Annotated in this window: 12 protein-coding genes; 7 read left to right on the plus strand and 5 right to left on the minus strand. The window is 45.7% G+C overall.

Annotated elements, in window-relative coordinates; all coding sequences use genetic code 11:
• The first annotated feature begins 12 nt into the window (after nt 1–12).
• The 5 genes from PFER_RS09150 to PFER_RS09170 all read left to right on the plus strand — a co-directional run bounded on the left by PFER_RS09150 (nt 13) and on the right by PFER_RS09170 (nt 7913).
• Nucleotides 13–2772: a DUF1156 domain-containing protein gene (locus PFER_RS09150; RefSeq protein WP_048151385.1), complete on the plus strand. Its 2760-nt coding sequence runs from the start codon at nt 13–15 to the stop codon at nt 2770–2772.
• Between the two features lie 56 nt (nt 2773–2828).
• Complete coding sequence (locus tag PFER_RS09155; protein WP_048151387.1) at nt 2829–3917, plus strand: AAA family ATPase; 1089 nt, start codon at nt 2829–2831, stop codon at nt 3915–3917.
• 309 nt (nt 3918–4226) lie between these two features.
• Nucleotides 4227–4682, plus strand: coding sequence for a hypothetical protein (locus PFER_RS12300; protein ID WP_170218364.1), 456 nt, complete (start codon nt 4227–4229; stop codon nt 4680–4682).
• Nucleotides 4683–4738: 56 nt separating this feature from the next.
• Nucleotides 4739–5224: a hypothetical protein gene (locus PFER_RS09165; protein ID WP_048151390.1), complete on the plus strand. Its 486-nt coding sequence runs from the start codon at nt 4739–4741 to the stop codon at nt 5222–5224.
• A 52-nt stretch (nt 5225–5276) separates the two neighbouring features.
• Nucleotides 5277–7913, plus strand: a complete 2637-nt coding sequence (locus tag PFER_RS09170; protein ID WP_048151392.1) for an ATP-binding protein — start codon at nt 5277–5279, stop codon at nt 7911–7913.
• Between the two features lie 294 nt (nt 7914–8207).
• On the opposite strand, the gene PFER_RS09175 is transcribed toward PFER_RS09170, so the two are convergent.
• A complete protein-coding gene (locus tag PFER_RS09175) occupies nt 8208–8435 on the minus strand; it encodes a hypothetical protein (RefSeq protein WP_048151395.1) in 228 nt (75 codons plus the stop codon).
• Nucleotides 8436–8651: 216 nt separating this feature from the next.
• Nucleotides 8652–9011 carry a hypothetical protein gene (locus tag PFER_RS09180; RefSeq protein ID WP_157255185.1) on the minus strand — a complete coding sequence of 120 codons (360 nt, stop codon included), beginning with the start codon at nt 9009–9011 and terminating at the stop codon, nt 8652–8654.
• A gap of 2261 nt (nt 9012–11272) precedes the next feature.
• On the opposite strand from PFER_RS09180, the gene PFER_RS09185 reads away from it, so the two are divergent.
• Nucleotides 11273–12061: a PD-(D/E)XK nuclease family protein gene (locus tag PFER_RS09185; protein WP_048151399.1), complete on the plus strand. Its 789-nt coding sequence runs from the start codon at nt 11273–11275 to the stop codon at nt 12059–12061.
• A 171-nt stretch (nt 12062–12232) separates the two neighbouring features.
• Here the strand turns inward: PFER_RS09185 and PFER_RS09190 are convergent, their stop codons facing one another.
• Nucleotides 12233–13102: a Cdc6/Cdc18 family protein gene (locus tag PFER_RS09190; RefSeq protein ID WP_048151400.1), complete on the minus strand. Its 870-nt coding sequence runs from the start codon at nt 13100–13102 to the stop codon at nt 12233–12235.
• Between the two features lie 1498 nt (nt 13103–14600).
• On the opposite strand from PFER_RS09190, the gene PFER_RS09195 reads away from it, so the two are divergent.
• Nucleotides 14601–16274 (plus strand): minichromosome maintenance protein MCM, encoded by a 1674-nt coding sequence (locus PFER_RS09195; protein ID WP_048151402.1) that lies wholly within the window; start codon nt 14601–14603, stop codon nt 16272–16274.
• 331 nt (nt 16275–16605) lie between these two features.
• On the opposite strand, the gene PFER_RS09200 is transcribed toward PFER_RS09195, so the two are convergent.
• Nucleotides 16606–16956 carry a hypothetical protein gene (locus PFER_RS09200; RefSeq protein WP_048151404.1) on the minus strand — a complete coding sequence of 117 codons (351 nt, stop codon included), beginning with the start codon at nt 16954–16956 and terminating at the stop codon, nt 16606–16608.
• 227 nt (nt 16957–17183) lie between these two features.
• A complete protein-coding gene (locus PFER_RS09205) occupies nt 17184–18248 on the minus strand; it encodes an integrase (protein WP_084593947.1) in 1065 nt (354 codons plus the stop codon).
• Nucleotides 18249–18632 lie beyond the last annotated feature (384 nt).

Here is an 18632-nt window from a genome sequence, read left to right on the forward strand (position 1 = left end):
GGAGGCGATAGAATGGAGGACAAACGCTTTATTGAGGTCGCTTTTCCGGTCAAGGCCGTGAGTGAAGAGTCCGCAAGGGAAAAGAACATAAGGCACGGCCACATCTCAACACTCCACATCTGGTGGGCAAGGCGCCCGCTAGCTTCGTCACGAGCCACAAACTACGCCGCACTCATTCCGGCACCAAAAAACGAAGCCGAAATCGAGAGAAACAAGAAGTTCATAGGGAAGCTCTCGAAGTGGGAGAGTTCCCTTGACGAGGAAGTTATACGAAAAGCCCGTGAAGACATACTGGAGTACTTCAAGCAGATACGGGACGACCAGAACCAAGAGAGGCCGAGGGTTCTTGACCCCTTTGCGGGTGGTGGCTCAATCCCGCTCGAAGCCCTCCGCCTCGGGCTTGAAACGTACGCAATGGACTATAACCCCGTTGCTGTTCTCATTCTGAAGGCCATTCTTGAGTACCCCCAGAAGTATGGAAAGAAAAAGAAGGGTGCACTCGACGAGTGGGTCTCCGGAAAGAAAGAGGAGAAGAACTACGACCTCGTGAGGGACGTCAAGAAGTGGGGCGAGTGGGTTCTTGAGGAGGCAAGAAAGGAGCTTGAGCGCTTCTATCCCAAGGACGATGACGGGTACATCCCTGTTGGCTACATTTGGGCGAGAACAATAAAGTGCCAGAATCCCGCTTGCGGTGCCGAGATACCCCTTATGAGACAGTTCTGGCTCGCAAAGAAGAACAACAAGAGGGTGGCCCTGTACCCGTACGTCGAAGGGAATGAAGTGACGTTCAAGATAGCGGGAGATGGCTACGAGCCGATGCCAGAAGACTTCGACCCGTCAAAAGGCACCGTGAAGGGGGCAAAGGTCACCTGTCCGGTCTGCGGCATGACTCACGATGCGAACACGACCAGAAAGCTCTTCCGTGAGGGGAAGGCCGGCCAGAGGATGGTGGCCGTTGTTCTGTACCACCCAGAGAAAAGGGGCAAAATCTACCGCCTACCAACGGAGAAGGATATCCAAGCGTACGAGGAAGCGAAGCGGTACCTTGAGGAGAAGAGAGCAAAGCTCATGGAAGAGTGGGGAATTGATCCAGTTCCTGATGAACCGTTACCGCCCAAGGGTACGCTTGGTTTCAGGGTTCAAAACTATGGAATGACAAAGTGGGGGGACCTCTTCAACGATAGGCAGAAGCTTGCACTGATAACCTTCGTTGAGAAAGTACGGAAAGCGTACGAAAATATGCTCAAAGAGGGCTATGATGAGGGGTATGCGAAGGCGGTGGCGACTTATCTGGCACTTACTGTGGATAGACTTATATACTTCCATAATTCCTTGAACACTTGGCAGGCAGAATATGAGAAGACTCGGGGAATATTCTCAAGAGGCACCATGTCAATGACTTGGGATTATACTGAACTTCAACCGGTTGGTTCGAGCGCAGGAAGCTGGGAAAGTATTTTTGAGGATGTTCCTTCCGTTATCGAGAATTGCAATCCTGAGATAACAAGGCCATCAACGGTTATCCAATCATCAGCAACATCACTCCCCTTCCCAGACAACTACTTTGACGCCGTCTTCACTGACCCACCGTACTACGATAACGTACCTTACTCTTACCTCAGCGACTTCTTCTACGTCTGGCTCAAGCGTACTCTTGGAGAACTTTATCCCGAGCTATTCATGACTCCTCTCACACCAAAGAGCAAGGAGCTCGTTGCTTACACCCAGAATCAGGACTGGGAGGCCGCAAAAAGGTACTTCGAGGAAGGAATGAAGCAGGCTCTCAGAGAAATTCACCGCGTTCTCAAGCCGAACGGAATTCTCGTGCTCGTATATGCTCACAAGACTACTGAGGGATGGGAAACCCTGATAAACTCCCTCCTTGACTCTGGTTTGGTACCAACGGCTTCTTGGCCACTCCACACTGAGAGAGCTACCCGACTCAGAGCCAAGGAATCAGCCGCCCTTGCATCGTCAATCTACATAGTTGCCCGTAAAATCAAGAAAGAGGGCATTGGCTGGTTCGATGAGGTCAAGAAAGAGCTCAGAGTAACGCTTGAGAAGAAGCTCGACCAGCTCTGGAAGGAGGGCATAAGCGGTGCGGACTTCTTCATCTCAGCCATAGGCTCGGCCATCGAGGTCTTTGGTAAGTACGAGAAGGTTCTCGACTACGAGGGCAACGAGATAAGGGGCGACAGGCTCCTCCAGCTCGTGAGGGACATTGTGAGCGACTACGCCATAAGGCAGGCTCTCAGGGAGGACATCTCCGCCGAGCTTTCTCCGCTTACAAAGTTTTACGTGCTCTGGCGCTGGACGTACGGCGAGGCGAAGGTGGCCTTCGACGAGGCGAGAAAGCTGGCGACGTCGGTCGGCCTTGACCTTGAGAAGGAGTGGAATAGGGGCTTCATCGTGAAGGAGAAGGAGTTCATCAGGGTTCTCGGCCCGCAGGACAGGAAGCTGAAGGAGATAAAGGGCAACGACCTCATTGATGTACTCCACAAGGCCTTGCTCCTCTGGCAGGCGAACAGGAAGAGGGAGATGGTCGGTCTGCTCGCAGAGACTGGCTGGGGTGAGAAGGATGCCTTCTTCAAGGTGGCCCAGGTCATCAGTGAGGTTCTCTCAAAGGACAGCAAGGAAAAGAAGCTCCTTGATGGGTTCCTGGCCGGAAGGGAGCACATAAGGAGGGCTATTGAGAAGGGAGACTACTCGCTGTTCAACGGTGAGGAAGAGCCGGAGAAGCAGGCGACGATTGAGCGGTTTATAGGGAGGTGAACTCGAAACTTTTATATACTTTTTTGGACGTACCCCATTATGGGGGATGTCCAAAAATGCTGTTTGATGTCTACCCTAAGACATCAATAGGAGAGTTGTTTGGGCGAAAGGCCGAGTACCTGAGTTTTCTTGATGCGATAGAAAAAAGAAGGAATTTTTTCATAATTACCGGTCCGAGGAGAATAGGGAAAACAAGTTTTCTTTATGCCGCGCTCAATGAACTTGAGGGGGAATATGGCATCCCTTATGCAGTAATTGACGCAAGGGCTGCTACATCTGTGAACTCTAAATATCCTCAGAGGGTTATTGCCGAGCGTTTGTACAAAGCAATAGTACGAAAGGGATTTATAGGTGGTATTATCTCCAGGATAAAGAGTATAAACCTCGAAGGGGTCGGGATTGACCTCCAGGAGGAAAATTTCGATATTATTGACGTTTTCTCGGCGATAAACGAGGGGAATGAGCTCGCTGTGATAGCCTTTGACGAGGCCCAGTATCTCAGATTTTCGAATGAAGATCTCACAAAGCTCTTTGCGTGGATTCTTGACAATCTCCACAATATCGTGCTCGTGGTTACTGGTTCCCAAGTTGGTGTTCTTGAGAACTTCCTCCGCCTTGATGATGGTAATTCCCCATTATACGGGAGATACGAGGTAAGAATCAACCTGCCACGTTTCAACCCTTCTGAGAGCCTTGAATTTCTGAGAAGAGGATTTGAAGAGTATGGAATGGATGTGAACGAACGTGAGCTTCTTCCAGTAGTGAATACTCTCGACGGGGTTCCCGGATGGCTTGTCCACTATGGAGCACACCGAATTGATGGACTCACAAACGACGAGGCCATAGAGAAGGTACTTGAGAAGGCCATGAAGTATGTACAGACGGAGTTTGAAGAGCTGGATAAGCTTTCTCCCAGATACAGAACTGTAATCAGGGCAATAGCCCATTTGAGTGAGGACAAAGGCTATGCAAGATGGGAAAATATCAAGAGGTTTGCTGAGGGAGAGTTAGGAGAAGGAATAGATGAGAAGTCAATGAGAGGATATTTATCAAAACTCATGGACTACGGTTTTGTGGAAACGATTGGATATGGAAAATACAGAATCCCCGATCCGGTCATGTATCGGGTTTTCAAGAGAATGTAATTGTACATTTCTGGACATACCCCATTATGGGGTTCCTCTCAATTCTTTTGGCAGGTACACAACTGCCCAGTAGCCTTGACATGTTGTAGTGGACTCATGACTATTTTTGTTGGCATTCTAATGAATTACCTTGTGAAGATTCCTCATGACTTATCCTATTTACTTTACGCAAGTGGGGAGAGGAGAAAAGATTTTATTGGGCAACGTTTGTAACACAAAGAGGGTGAGTGGCCACTGAAAGAAACAGTAGGTCTTGCTGCTGGATTTGTTGTGGTAATGTTGTTCGCAACGGCCTGGCAGTCTGGACTCATGTACCACTATGAGGCGGGGCACCAAGAGAAGGTACCAGTTCCTCTGAGCTTTTCCAACGACTCCAGCACTTCAACCGCCGCTATTGAAGTGGAGAGCACCCAAACAAGTACTTTTTCTGAGGAGCCCACGACGAAAACCTCTACAGTGTCAGAGACAGAACCCTCCCAAGTCAATCTGAGTCAGGAAGAGATTATCCGAGTCAATAGGAGTATCCAAAACTTTACTCAAAGCTTATGGGAGGGCATATCCAAGTACGGTTACGATAACGTTACACTCACTCTGGCGACATCCATTGCATCTCTGCCACTGGTTCCCGAGTGCGAGAATCTCTCAGGATATAGGAACCTGAGTGTGTACAATGAGAGAGTCTCAAACCTCACCGTGGCACTTCATAAGTACAAGAACCTCGCAGAAGGCTGTCCAAGGACTACGGTGTTGAACTGCCTTACTTGAATGACAGGGAAATCGGAAGACTGAAAAATGCCCTCAGGCCCTCTCAAGTTGAAAATATGCTCATGGCCTGCTCCTTCGTTCGAGACTACAACAGGCTCGTCATAGCAGCGGGGCGGGTAACTCTTGGAGACGAGAGCACGTACACAGAATTCTACGAGAGGCTCTTCATAGTGGGAGTAGAACTCATCTTCATGAAGGAGAACGTCGCTTACAAGGTTTCGTACAAGCTCGTCGGCAATATTATGTGGAAAACTCACCTCTTTCGTGTGATATATTACCTTGGAGGAAGCACTGCCCTCAAGACTGTCATGAGTATCATGCACTGGGAAAGTAGAGGCCTCATAAACAAGTATTTCGACACCTTCAACGAGAACCCAGAGAAGATGGAGGAACTTATCTCAAACATTGACGATCCCAGCTGGATTTATGACCAAGTGAGTTCAGTAAAGGAGCTCCTCGAAAACAAGACCACAGAACTCATAGGGAACAAGACTGACCTTGTGAACAAACTCAAGGGTTTCCTCGGGTCGGATGGAGGGTGAGTAACCGGAAAACCCAAATACTCTGTGGTGTATAGGATTCGGAGGTGTAACCATGGAGCTGAAGCCGTTTTATCAGATCGCCATTCCCCATGAGGATATAAAGGAAGGAAAGTTCACTCTCGACACTTTCGCGGCAGATCTTTGGAGTGTGTACCAAAATAAGGGGCCTGAAGATTACAGGAATCCCCAGCTCTTCTGGGAGAGGACATATATCACAAAGGGCCTGAGTGATCTCATTGAAATAGCGAGAAAGCGGCTTATAGATGGTACAGGCGATGCGGTAATTCAGCTCCAGACGCCGTTTGGTGGGGGTAAAACTCATTCGCTCATAGCACTTTATCATAAGGCCCTTGAGTGGGGAGCGAACGTTGTTGTTCTGGATGGTACTGCCTTTGATGCAAAAGAAGTAATCCTCTGGGAGGAGCTCGAGAGACAGCTTACGGGCAAAGTAGGCCTTCTCAAAGGAGATGTTGCCCCAGGGAAGATAAAGCTTTCAGAGCTCCTTGAAGAGAGGGCCCCAGTACTGATTCTCGTTGATGAGCTCCTTGAGTACATGGTAAAGGCTGCTGGTATTACCGTTGGGGAGACTACCCTCGCTGACCAGACCCTTGCATTCGTTCACGAGCTCACAGAGGTTGCAAAGTCCACTGATAAGGTTCTGCTCGTTATGACACTTCCATCAAGTATTCTCGAGCACTATTCTGAGAAAGCGGAGGAATACTTCCAGAAACTCCAAAAAATAGTGGGACGCTCACAGAAGGTATTCACACCTGTGCAGGAGGAGGAAGTTCATGATGTCATCAGGACGAGACTCTTCAAGAGAATTGATGAGGCTGAGATGGAGGCCATTGTGAAAGAGGCTGTTGAGTACCTTGATAAGGAAAGCCTCATTCCCGAGGGACTCAATGCATACCAGTACCGCCAGAGATTTCTCAGGAGTTACCCCTTCCAGCCCGAGGTCATTGACGTGCTCTATCATCTGTGGGGAAGCCTTCCAAAGTTCCAGAGGACGAGGGGAGTTCTGAGGCTCCTCTCAATCGTGGTGCACTCCCTTATGGGAAGGGATGTACCCTTCATAAGGCTTTCAGACTTTGATTTGAGCGTCAAGACTCTCAGGGACGAGCTTATTGACATCATTGGTGAGAGTAGGTACTATTCAGTTCTTGACGCTGATATTCTCTCTCCAAATTCAGGAGCGAAGAAAGTTGACAAGATGGTTGGAGAATCGTACGAGCACTATCGCGTGGGGACGAGAGCGGCAACCGTCATCTTCATGTACTCCTTCTCAGGTGGAGATGTGAAAGGAGCCACGACTAAGGAGATAAAACTCTCCTGTGCTGATACAAGATACTCAAGCAGTATAGTTGGGGACGCCATTCTTTACCTCAAGGACAATCTTCTCTATCTACATTACAAGGATGGAAGGTACCACTTCAGTCTCGAGCCAAGTCTCAACAAGCTGGTCGTTGACGAAATGAACAATGTGAGCGATGAGCAGATAGCGGAAGTCGAGCACGAGCTTTTGAGGGGGCAGCTCAAGGGTAGGCACTTCAAAGTGTACCTGTGGCCAAGCAAACCTACCGACGTTCCTGATAGTGACCCCAGCTTGAAGCTCGTTGTCCTGCGCGAGCACGATAAAGACAAGGTTCTCCAGCTACTCCAGTCATACGGCGGTGGTGAGAGAGTTCACAAGAATACTCTCATATTTCTCGTCCCGAGAGAAACGGAGAGAGCCAGCTTCAACAGGTTCGTGAGAAGGTACGTTGCGTGGAAGATCATCGCGGAGAAGGCGAAGAGAGGCTCGCTGGAGCTCACATCGGAACAGAGGGAGGACGTGAAGGAGAACCTGAAGAGGGCTCGTGAGGATATCATTCAGAAGATAGCCGAGCTTTACAGGATCGTCCTTCTTCCAAAGAGAGGTGGCTACGAGGAGCTTGACCTAGGAATGAAGCCTGTTGGTGTCAAGAAGACTATAGAGGAACTCATCTACGAGAAGCTCAAGGATGAGGGTAAGCTCGTTGAGAAGATGGCACCAATAGTCATTGAAATGAAATATCTCGATGGCAATGAATATGTTCAAACAAAGCTCCTCTATGAGAGCTTCCTCAAGACTCCAGGGATGCCACTCTTGAAGAGCAAGAGCGTGCTTGTAGATGCGATAAGGGAGGGTGTGAGCGAGGGGCGCTTTGGATTGGGGTACCTCTCTGGAGAGGAGGCAACATGTGGGTACCTTGGAGAGAGGCCCACGGTTACACTCGACGACAACGAGATTATCATAAGAAAGGATTACTGCGAGAAACTGAAAGCAGCGAAAGAAACAGAGATTGAGGAACCTACAATCCCTGCAGAAGTCAGTACCACGAGCATTGAACCTGAGACCACAGAGTGGAAACCCCTCGAGGTCAGGGAGAAGCAGGCAGTATTAGTTCCTTCAACTACAACGGAGATAGAAACGAAGCCTGAACTCTCGGGTCTAGTTAGTGAAGTGCATTTGCATTTGACTCTTGGTCCTGGCACAGGTGGACTCACGGATCTCTTGAGAGCATTGAGATTACTGAAATCCAAGTTTGAGAGTGTAACTATTGAGATAAAGGCTGAGAAGGGTTCCCTGACCGAGACAGAGTATGAGAATCTGCTCGAGACCTTCAAGCAATTGAACATTGAAGTCAGGGAAGTGCATAAAGAATGAGTTTTTTCTCTTTTTTCAAAATAAATAAAAAGAGAGGAAACCCTTAGGTGTAAAACTGGGATTCCCTTCTATTTTCAAGGGTAAGTTCTGGATGGTATTTTTGGGTATGCTTTCGGAAGAGTGGGAATTCCATGCAGGGTTTATTGAAGTTTCGTGCGACAGAACCCGAAATTTGTTGTAAATATAATCTGTTTTGTGTGGCACGAAGGCCTTCGGAAGTGTTTGAAAATGTTAGATACCTAGAAAATAATGAGCATGTCTAAATGGTGAAAAAAAGAGGTAGAGAGTGAGGATTCACTCTTCTTCAGGGGCTTTAGCGGCAGGGAGGTGTGCCGGGTGAGTTGGGCCTAACTTGAAGGCGAGCGGGCGGTAGTACATTTTACCCTCAGGGATCCACTTGCGCGCAGCAAGGTTGTCTATAGTCATGTCTATAATTGCGAGAATAAGCAGTGCTTGGAGCCAGGCAGGCAGTCCACCAAACGTGCCAACTATCAATTCCACCACACTACTGATTATATCCATCCTCTTGCACCTCCTTGGTGTTGTGCAACTGTTTATATCATATTACATCTTTTTTAGATTTTCTCTTGCAGATTATGCCATCTACACATGAAAGTGATGTTTATCTGCTTCCCCTGTGTTTCCACGTATTCCAAATACTAAACACTTATCATTTGGAATAAATGGGACTTGATAATCGTCAAGGGTTATTGCCCAAGTCAAAAGAAGAAGGTGAAGTCAAACATAGTGGTAAACGAACCACGCTATGGCAGCGATCACCGGCAGCTTCCACCAAGTCGGACCAAGGAACGCCGGCGAAATCAACCACGGTGAAATCAACGGAGCCTTACCACCATACGCGTAATAAAACGCAGCGTGTAAAGTAGCCCCCTTCCTAAGCGCGAAGAGGAAGTACCCAAACCCAAACAAAGCCCATACTAGCAAGAACGCTACCACACCAGGCAAGTACTGCACAAGGTACTCACTCACAAGCACGTACCCAAGGCTGCCAAGAAACACGTCCACCATTATACTAACCCACGGGATCTCAGCCACGTTCACAATCTTCCCAGACTGAGCCGAGACATTCCCCACCATTTTACGCCCCTCCTGATTATTATCCAATATAATATATGCGAATAAGACCGTTTTATATTTTTCTCTGGTTCGATTACATTCGAACCCAATACTCCTCCCTAATCCATGCCAGATTCTACCCAACCAACCTCACCCTCCCGCCAACAGGGCGAAGTGGGCTATAATCTCGAGGAGGCTGGGGTTTGGGTGTGAGGGTGAGAGAGATGATGATAGGCACTCCCCCACCAGGACTCGTTATAACTATTATAGTAATCAAATCACCACCTTAGAGCACTATCCTCCTAGCATTGACAACATATTTGACAACGGATCTTACAAGCTTTATTGAGAAGGAAATGAGAACATAATCCCGTTTGTCCTAAAGAAAGTTTTTAGTATCCGGAAACTTTCCTTCATAAGAGAAGATCATGTATAAAATGAATAATCATGAAGCAAATAAAAGAGGTCTACGCCAAGAATTTACTTTTGTCGAAGAGTCGAATAGTATATTCTTTTCATAACAAATTTTGCCTATATCCTTCAACGTCATCTTCTGAGATTGTTTGGTTTTGAGAATCCCGTAAATGTCTATTATTATTCTAGGGTTTGAGCTCATCATACATCACATACATCATAATTTTCCAAAAAGCCCCCAGAGGTCGCCATAAGGGATGGTTTCCGATCATACTACCCATTGCATCGTGGACAAATTGCAAAAATGTTGCAAAAATGTCCACAAACAACCCCCATTTTGTCCACAAACCACCTAACCCTCTTCGCAGAACCCACGTTCGATAATAGAATTTTCATAAACCTGTAATATCCACACATGTTAGATGAATTGACAATGAAAATTTTTCGGAAGAACCCCAAAGAGTATGCGTTACTACGAGCATCATGGGGCAGGATTGTTTCTTTAGCGTGTCACGCTCCGAAAAAAATTTGTCCACAAACCGAATTGTGGACTTTGTGGACAATTTGCAAAATTATTGCAAACCCCCTAAAATTTTTCGGAAACACCCCCGGGTTTCGACTCACTTATTCGGGCGAAAAATACAAGATGACAACTGTTACCTGCGATTTTTCGTCACTCTGGCGAAAATGTACAACTATGAAAGTCCACAAATAGTATGTGGACATTTTGTGGACAAAATTCTCTTCGGTGCACCCTAATTTTTTAGAATAATAATCGAGCTAAGCATCGAATAACCGAATTCAAATCGTCGAAACTATGGGTGTTTATCGAAAAAAATTTGTCCACAAATTTTCAGAAAATTCATTTTCGCGCTCATTACTCGAAGTATATTATGCTAAATTTGTGGACAAAAGGAGTTTTGATTACCCGGCACTACCTTACCCCCCACGAGCTCACACTCGGTCCCTTATGAAAAACGGGGGGCGTCCGTGCACCGAAAGCTTTGTCCTAACATCACAACTCAAGAGCAGTGCTGGCTGTCGGGGGATAAGAAAGTCGAGAACTACCTCCCGAGTGTGTGAAGAAGAAAAACAACACAAAGAACAAGACTTAGTGTGTGAGTTTTGTCGCACTACACTTCAACAAAGAGAACCCTAACCTAAAACACTCCTCACTCAAAAACAGCGGAACACTCTGTTTATGTGCCTCCATTGCATTATAATATTACTTTTTTTCCGCCTGCAGAATTTTTCTCTGGGCGGATGAAGTTCCCTTCCGTCCCTGTATACTCATGTGTGGGAATCACTCCACGGAGAAATTTACTCAAGAAAAAAAGCACGCCCACTCCGCCAATGCATCCTGCTCCGCCGGCAGTTGGGTGAAAGAAAAGTTGTGGGAGGAGAAAGAAACATATGTTATAATGTGGGGGAAGGGAGGGAAGCGTGTTTTAGGCTAACCGTGCGTGCGGGCAGGCGGGTTAGGGTAATAAGCTGGTCTAGAGTGGCGGGCGGTTGAATGGGGTGGGGATTGCTCGTATTGTGCGGGCGGTCTGTTCGGGAGTTACCCGAACAATGTTTTATTTTATACAACGTTACACACTTTTGTATAGACTTTTCTGCGCAGAAAAGTTTTGAGGTATCTAAAGTCAGCATTTGGAAAATTCGCCTTTTCTAAGCTTTTGTGGGAGGATTACGGCGAGATGGGTGTTTTGTCACATGTTTTGTCAAGCCCTCTACCTCCGTGGGGGTCCTTGTTGAGGAGTGTTGGGTTCGATTACAATCGAACCGAAGCGAGGTAAGAAATGTGCAGAACAGTGTCTCAAAAACTATAAAAACAATTTTTGAGGAACATTCCCTCGGTGTTCCTCATGATCCCTCAAACCAGAGAAAGTGTGGACTTTAGCGAAGTTAGGAATTTGCCGCTGGTTAGCGTGCATACGGTGGCTAATAGGTTAGTCAAACTTCCGCGTGTTTACATGAACAGGGAGAGGATACTCAACACCGCTTTTGGAATCGCTTTTGATTATGCAATCTCCCAATGGAACCGCCAAATCCTAAAAGGCGGAAAAACGACCCTCCAGCGCCTAAACGCCTCACTGCTGGAAGTTTTTACTGCTAACGCGAATAGGGAGTTGCTGACGTACATCGTACGCAACAGAGGTAACTCTACTGAAAAACTAGTCACTCCCGAAGAGTACACCAAGTACAAGGCGTTAGGGTTGAAAATGCTGAAAGCGTTCCAGCAAACTCCCGCCTTCGGAAAACCTCGCCCCGAACACCGCTTAGTGATAATCGGCGGCGAGTACGGTCTTACTGCCAGAGGGGATTTCATAGACAGGGATAAGGGTATCATTTTCGAAGTAAAAAGCACTACTAAAACGTACACTCTCCCCCGCGCGCGGTGGCAAGTTCTAATGTACTTGTTAGCTTACCCTGAAGTCGAGAGGGGGGCTATTATATACTTTGAGGAGGATGGGGATGAGATTCTTCCCCGCATTGAGGTGATCAGGAGGGACGAATTAGACGAGGCTTCACTCCTAAAAATCGAGCAGAAGGTTGCCCAACTCGCCCGGAAGAGCGGTAGGCGCCTAAACCCTTACCAACTCAGAAAGTGGAAAATACTCGAAATACCCTCCCTGTTGGAGTGGTTCCAATAACAATTTATCAAGTGATCATAGTAGAACAGATAAGGATTATGCATATAGTCGTCATATAATTTGAAGGAACAATACTGAGGCAAGGAGTGTGAATCTTCCCAGAGAGGTAATCTCCAACATCTAAACTACATAGTACAGTTATTGCAGGACAAGCCAGGATCGAATGTGCTCTCACACTTCTTCAATTGCTTTCCATATGGAATCCTCAGTGACTTTTCCGTTTTCTAGGAATCTAGACGCGTTTCTCAGGACAAGGAAAGCCCAGTGTAAGTCACGACTCTCACGCTGAATGAGGTCTGCAAGCAGGGCAATGGCTCCTTCGTCTACTGTTCCGGGAAGGAAGGCACTTTTCACTCTATCTTCGAGTATTTTGAACAGTTCATGAGACATGTATGGTCTGAAGTGGATGGGTATCGGAGTAAGTGATGAGAGGGAAGGGGCTGAAAGTTGTTCCCTCATAATTCTCCACTGGTTTGTAATCAGTATCAAGTTCACTGCTGGTCTTCCCACACTCTCGTTTAGTCTGGAGAGGCCGTATGCTAAATCATCAATTGGATTGACCCCAGAGTAAGTCTTCATCTTGTCAATCTCGTCCACGATTATCAAGTACCTAATGTCCCGACGTTTTATTGCATCCACTATTGAATCATACACTTCTGAGATGGCGGGCCCCCTCTTCTCAGCGGAGAGAGCTGTTGCAAGGTCTATGAGGGTGTACCTGTATGTCTTGTCCTTAGCTGATACGTAAATGGCTCTGGAGGGGATGTTCTGGGTGGTAGCGACTCTGTTATAGGTCCTTTCTACTAGTCTTGCGGCGGCGGTTTTCCCCACGCCGGGTGGCCCGTGGATGAATAAGTTTAGGGTGATTGAGTGAGCTAAGAATGGGCCCACGTTCTCAAAGATTTTAGCAATCTCGTCCTCCCTAAACAGCAAGTTCGAGGGCACGTATGATTCCGAGAGGTACTCAGGGTGTATTAGCACGCTTTTTGTCTGAGCATGCTTGCGGAGAAGACTTTTCCGAACATTCTTCTCATTGCTCATGGTTCTTCAATAACACTATATCCTCAGGATTATAAGAGTTTTTGTTTTTATTTTATTTGGAGATACCGTACAGTACTTGGAGCATCGTCTCTTGGAGCCATTCAGCAATATTGCATGGGGGATTACCAAGCATGGAATGCACCTAACAAAATTATACATTTCTCGCCTTGTTGAAGGATTACAATTATCACAGACAAAAACAACCAAATCCACTCAAGATTGCAACGCACAAGCTACTGATCCACCACATCCGGCGTTTTGATGAAGTGTTCTTGTTATCATATGCGGTAGCACAATAAAGAAATAAGCTCCGCTCTGATAGCTTATATTCGCAAGACGTTACGGACTCAACTTTTTGAGGCCATTGGGCGTTATTGTTTTTGGTCATCTTCACTGCCCTAGCAGAGAAAAAGAAACGGAGAGAGCACCAGACTCAATGTAAGCATATAATATTATCTCGACATGCGTGTATAATGAAAATATTATCTCACCCTCACCAGGGAAGATCTCACTTCTTTCAAAATCTACGCACATAGGAGAGCGTCAAATATTTTCTGACAAGTAGTTTAGTACTACGCTAATCACGCCTAACATTCTGTGCTCAGTAGTAATTTCACGTAATAGTATTGTCTCTAGATGAACCGACACTAGCTCCCGAAGCATTGTTTCACTTCCCTCATATGATTTACGGCATGTGTCGAAACGTATCTAGACAATCGGGAGACGTGTTTATCAAGTGAACGAACTGAAGGGCCTACGTGATGCTCGTGAGAAGAGGTGGTTATCAAGTGAACAGGTAAATTACCTAAAAGAAGAGGAGTCTCCTTACCACTAAGAGTTTTCTTATATTTTGTTACTTTATTCTCAACGTTCAACTATAGCCTTATCCAAAAAATAACACGACATGGCTAAAAAATTTCGCTGGAAATATAGCACCATCCGTGGAAATTCTCTAAAAACGTAGAACTTTCTGCTACATTACAAGGGCAATGTATGTTACTGGACGGAGGTTCACTTGATAACCACCTCTCTGTCTCTCCCAGGATAACCTTCCGGATAATCTTCACTTGATAACCACCTCTCTGTCACCTCGAAAGAGAGCATGTTATTTTGCCTCCTCGGTGGCTCTTATTGACTAACAACCCTCAATTTTTTCGAGGTTGTTACTTGGACTAACCCTTAGAGGCACTTCGGTTCGATTACAATCGAACCCAATACCCTCTTCTCAGAAGGTTTATATCGTTGGTCTGGGGCGGTATGTTCCAATGTTCCATGGATCCATGGATCCAATGTTCCATGGTACCTTGGTACAATAGAACCTCACACAATATTTACACAACCCCAGTCTAGATAGCACAATACCAAAAAGTATAAAAAGAAATGCTGTGTTTGTTTTCTGAAACTTCAAACTTTTCTAATCAGGACAGGTCTAATCAGGTAGAACAGAAAATCAAACGATATGGTAGTAAGATATAACCATCTTAGAGGGGGTTAGATAATGAGCAAAGTTAGATATGACATCTCTACACCCAAGCTTCCAAGGGAACTTGGACAGGAGAGCATTGGGAAGCAAGTATTGGTTGAGGGTGTTGTTTCAAGGATCAGCGAAGTGCTTTCTTACCCGCAGAAGGTGACTTTTGTTTGCAGAGTTTGTGGCCATAGAATGGAAGAATCATGTAAACCTTGGGAAAAGCCAATAAAACTAAGAAAATGTGAGAAGTGTAAGTCTAAAGACATAGAGATAGATGGCATGAACAGTTACTCTGAGAGATACCAGATATTTCGTATCCAAGATCCACCAGAAGCTCTTGAAGATGGGACTCTCCCAATGTATATTGACGGGGTTATTACTGGATCGCTGGTTGGCAATCTAAAACTAGGAAGTCGCGTGAGAATTACAGGAACTCTTACTGTGGCATCTAGGAACGTAAGTGGAAATCAGGGCTTTGTGCTGAATAACGTATTGGAAGCTATCCATGTTGATGAAGTAACTGGTGAGTTGAGCAAATGGAGCATACAGGATGGGGACATCCGCAAGTTCCATGAGGAAATCCAAAGAAAGGATTTCAAGCAGAGGATTATCAACTCAATACTTCCTAACATCAAAGGATACAACCGTCTAAAAGAATGTCTGCTCTTGGCCTTGCTTGGAGGATCTGGGATCAATCTCCGAGATGGCACAAGATTACGGAAGAATATCCATGTGTTGGTAGTTGACGAGCAACAGAAAGCAAGTCAAGTCTTGAATGCTATGACAAAAATATTTCCAGGAATGATCTATGTTGAAGGGTCTAGCCTACAGAGAGCAGAACTTGTCGCTAAAACTACACGCGATGAGCTAACTCGAAAAAGACTCGTTGAAGCAGGCCCCCTAACTCTGGCAAATGGCAATATCGTCATAATCGAAGAACTTGATAAGCTTCCAAAACGGGATAAGGACACTCTCGCTAAAGTCATGGAGCAAGAAGTTGCTTCAATTACACAAGCGGGCATCAATAGCAGATTCCCAGTACAAACTACCGTTATTGCAGTGATCAACCCTAGGCCTAACGCACCAAACAATCCAGAGCCTCTAACTTCTAGGTTGAACATAAGCCCAAAGCTACTAAGTGTCTTCGACTTAGTTTGTGTTGTGCCCGAAGTTTCTGGGGAAAACAATACTGAAGATCACTATGACCTCGAGTTTGTGAGGAAGTTTATACTATATGCTCGGAAACTCAATCCAGTCATTTCTAGGGAAGTGCTTGATAGTATTGAAGACCATTATGAAACTATCAGAGATAAAGAGACTGATTTAGGTCTTTCTTCCTCTAACGCACATCTCCAGTTCATCATACGCCTTGCAATTGCTCACGCAAAGCTATATCTACGAGAGACAGTCACTAAAGAAGACGCCAAAGCAGCTATCGAACTCGTTGAAAATGTGCTAGGGAGAGAGTATACTGAAAGCACACCAACTCGTTTGAATAAAGCAGAAAAGATAGAAATTATCCGCGATATAGTATACCAATTTGGATCATCGACACCTCAGGGTGTTTCTGAGGAAAAGCTCATAGAAGAAGCAACTAAGAGAGGTATCCCCGAGAATGAAGTACAGGGGATAGTATCGATGCTAATATACCGTGGAGAGGTATATATGCCTAGCTTTAGGCATTATAAACTAACATTATAAACTAAGCACATAGTTCCGCCAATTTTGGACAATTCGTGTAACGGGTTTGGCCTTTTGTATTTTTATTTCTTACCTTTGATAAATACGTTTCCTGTATGAATGCGGGGGGAGGATCCCTTTGAAGAGGGTACTTGGGTTCGATTCTAATCGAACCAAAACCTATCCACGCTTTTCTTCTCCAACCTACTGGTTCAACTACCAAGAGTTCCAATACGCTTTCCAGAACCGAGATGATTCTTGAAATTCTCATGAGGATAGAAAGAATGGAGAAGGAGTACTGGAGGAGTATTTGTTTGATATTGTACGTTAGAAGGGCATTGTGACGACCATCTTATTCCTCCAACCACCGTTTGTGAGTTCGATATAGTGAGAGCATCCGCGAGCCAAATTTCTTGGATAATGTGAGGTAGTGCTTTTGCGTGCCAATCTCAACGTAGTCGTCGAGGAGGCCTATGCTTTTCAGTGTGTTTATGTAACGGTAGATTTGGCGCTTGGAAAAGCCCGAGCTTCTGGCGAATCTTTCTACGAAGGTCTTGAGTTCCCAACGGGGGAGTTTGCCACCATACTCGAGTTTTATTGCTTCCAGCATGTTTGTGATAACCCGTATCGTCTCTGCTTTTGTCCTTTTGCGGTGGGGGATTGCCCCCAACTCTACGAGGGCTTCGACAATCTTCTCGACCATGGTTTTTCACGTCCTTTTTCTGTCATTAGTGTCATAATTATGTCTTCAGCAAAATAAGGTTTTCGATTGGGGAGTGCTGCGCCCTTCTTTTGGTGGGGTTTGATTTTTCTGCTAGTGACATATTTGTGTCACAAATAAAAATCCCCTCGAAATTGAGGTTGCTTACTGATGAACGCCATATTGAGAAAAAATACATCAAAAAATTCACTTTCGTGCCAAGTGTGGACTCACCTCTTACGACCTCTTCTTCTTTTGTTCCTTCTTTTTCTTTTGCTTGTGTGAGTTGACGCTAGAAGTCTTTCCTCGTTTTCAATGCGTATACCAGAGTATATATTTTCCTTGATATATGAGAGCACTGCGGGGTACTGCTTTTTTGAGAGTCGCATGACGTCGAGATAGTGTTTCACTCCAATCGAAGAGGGAGAGCGACCCTGTATAAAGTCCGCCACGTCCGGATCCATGCCGTTCTCACGAGCAGTAGTGTACCACCACTTGCGAATTGCGTTGTATAAAACACGTTTACGCTTTGCTAAATTCCCAGAGACGTTATAAGTCATTTTCTCTCCCAGTTTGGCGATTTCCTCTGCTAGTTCTGCTGAGCAGAGGCAGATGAATGCTCGTTTTGTTTTATTATTGATGTTGAGTTGAACTTCTGCGATATCCCCATGTATGGTGTATTTCTTCTTGACAATTCTATTGAATGCTTCTACTGCGTGACTGCGACGTAAGCCGCTTTCTACAACTAGTCTCAGGTATAGTTGGTGTTTGCGGTTGGGGGCTAGGGAGAGGATCTGTTTGATTTCGTCATCAGAATAGATCCGAGGGTCTATTTTTGTTTTCTTGAGTTTTATGAGCTTTTTGATTTTTGTGTATATGTCGTCATCTATGATGTTCTCCTCATGGAGAAACTTTGCCAGTGAGCGGAATGCAAGCCTATGGTTTTTTGGGGAGTCATTGATTTTGAGTAGGTCGTGGACAGTGTTGTATTTCTTCAGGATTTTCTCGTATTCGTTCAGTGTCTTCTCCGAAAGGTGCTGCCGTGCCCAGTTGTGCCATTTTGGAAGCAGTCGTTCTTTCTCCCAAAGGAGCAATTTTAGAGGCTCACTTTTCTCAATCGGCATTTTTAGAGGCGTTCCACCCATTTTGGTGCCTCCGGAGCCGAAGGTCGCGGGTTCAAATCCCGCCCGGCCCGCCATACAGCCCTTTGCTTCGCAAAGCGCTGGCGGAAGAATGGTATGCGTTTTTAACAAGCTTGCTTTTGAGGGGATTACTTGTAAAACAACTGCATTCACAAGGATTTCATCACAGTATAGAGCTCAAAGAGCGCTAAAAAGAAAGTTGAAATCACAAATAACACGAGAGTTTCGAAAGTAAACCCACTCAAGGTTGCCTCTTGGGAGAACATACACTCCTCAACAGGCAAGTTCAAAAAGAAGGGCACACTTTTGGTCAAGCTTTTTCCAAAAGCTTGCTAGCGAAGTTTCATCAAAGTTCGTAGCTCCTTCTAAAAAGTCAGCTTCCACGTGATTTTCTCTTTTAAAGGCCGTGTTTTAAACGTGAGAACTCTTAAAGTGCTCCCTCAGTGTAGTTTAACTCTAAAAATCGACGCCCAAAGGGCGTCAAAAGAAGGTTAAACCTTTTTGAGAGGATTATTTAAAGTGTTCTCCTCACGAAAA

The sequence above is a fragment of the Palaeococcus ferrophilus DSM 13482 genome (assembly GCF_000966265.1).
In the GTDB taxonomy this organism is placed as follows: domain Archaea; phylum Methanobacteriota_B; class Thermococci; order Thermococcales; family Thermococcaceae; genus Palaeococcus; species Palaeococcus ferrophilus.

Bases quoted from the DNA above. Each gene is read 5' to 3' on its own strand.
- PFER_RS09150 (WP_048151385.1), top strand. From the start codon at position 13: ATGGAGGACAAACGCTTTATTGAGGTCGCTTTTCCGGTCAAGGCCGTG.
- PFER_RS09155 (WP_048151387.1), top strand. From the start codon at position 2,829: ATGCTGTTTGATGTCTACCCTAAGACATCAATAGGAGAGTTGTTTGGG.
- PFER_RS12300 (WP_170218364.1), top strand. From the start codon at position 4,227: ATGTACCACTATGAGGCGGGGCACCAAGAGAAGGTACCAGTTCCTCTG.
- PFER_RS09165 (WP_048151390.1), top strand. From the start codon at position 4,739: ATGCTCATGGCCTGCTCCTTCGTTCGAGACTACAACAGGCTCGTCATA.
- PFER_RS09170 (WP_048151392.1), top strand. From the start codon at position 5,277: ATGGAGCTGAAGCCGTTTTATCAGATCGCCATTCCCCATGAGGATATA.
- PFER_RS09175 (WP_048151395.1), bottom strand. From the start codon at position 8,435: ATGGATATAATCAGTAGTGTGGTGGAATTGATAGTTGGCACGTTTGGT.
- PFER_RS09180 (WP_157255185.1), bottom strand. From the start codon at position 9,011: ATGGTGGGGAATGTCTCGGCTCAGTCTGGGAAGATTGTGAACGTGGCT.
- PFER_RS09185 (WP_048151399.1), top strand. From the start codon at position 11,273: ATGATCCCTCAAACCAGAGAAAGTGTGGACTTTAGCGAAGTTAGGAAT.
- PFER_RS09190 (WP_048151400.1), bottom strand. From the start codon at position 13,102: ATGAGCAATGAGAAGAATGTTCGGAAAAGTCTTCTCCGCAAGCATGCT.
- PFER_RS09195 (WP_048151402.1), top strand. From the start codon at position 14,601: ATGAGCAAAGTTAGATATGACATCTCTACACCCAAGCTTCCAAGGGAA.
- PFER_RS09200 (WP_048151404.1), bottom strand. From the start codon at position 16,956: ATGGTCGAGAAGATTGTCGAAGCCCTCGTAGAGTTGGGGGCAATCCCC.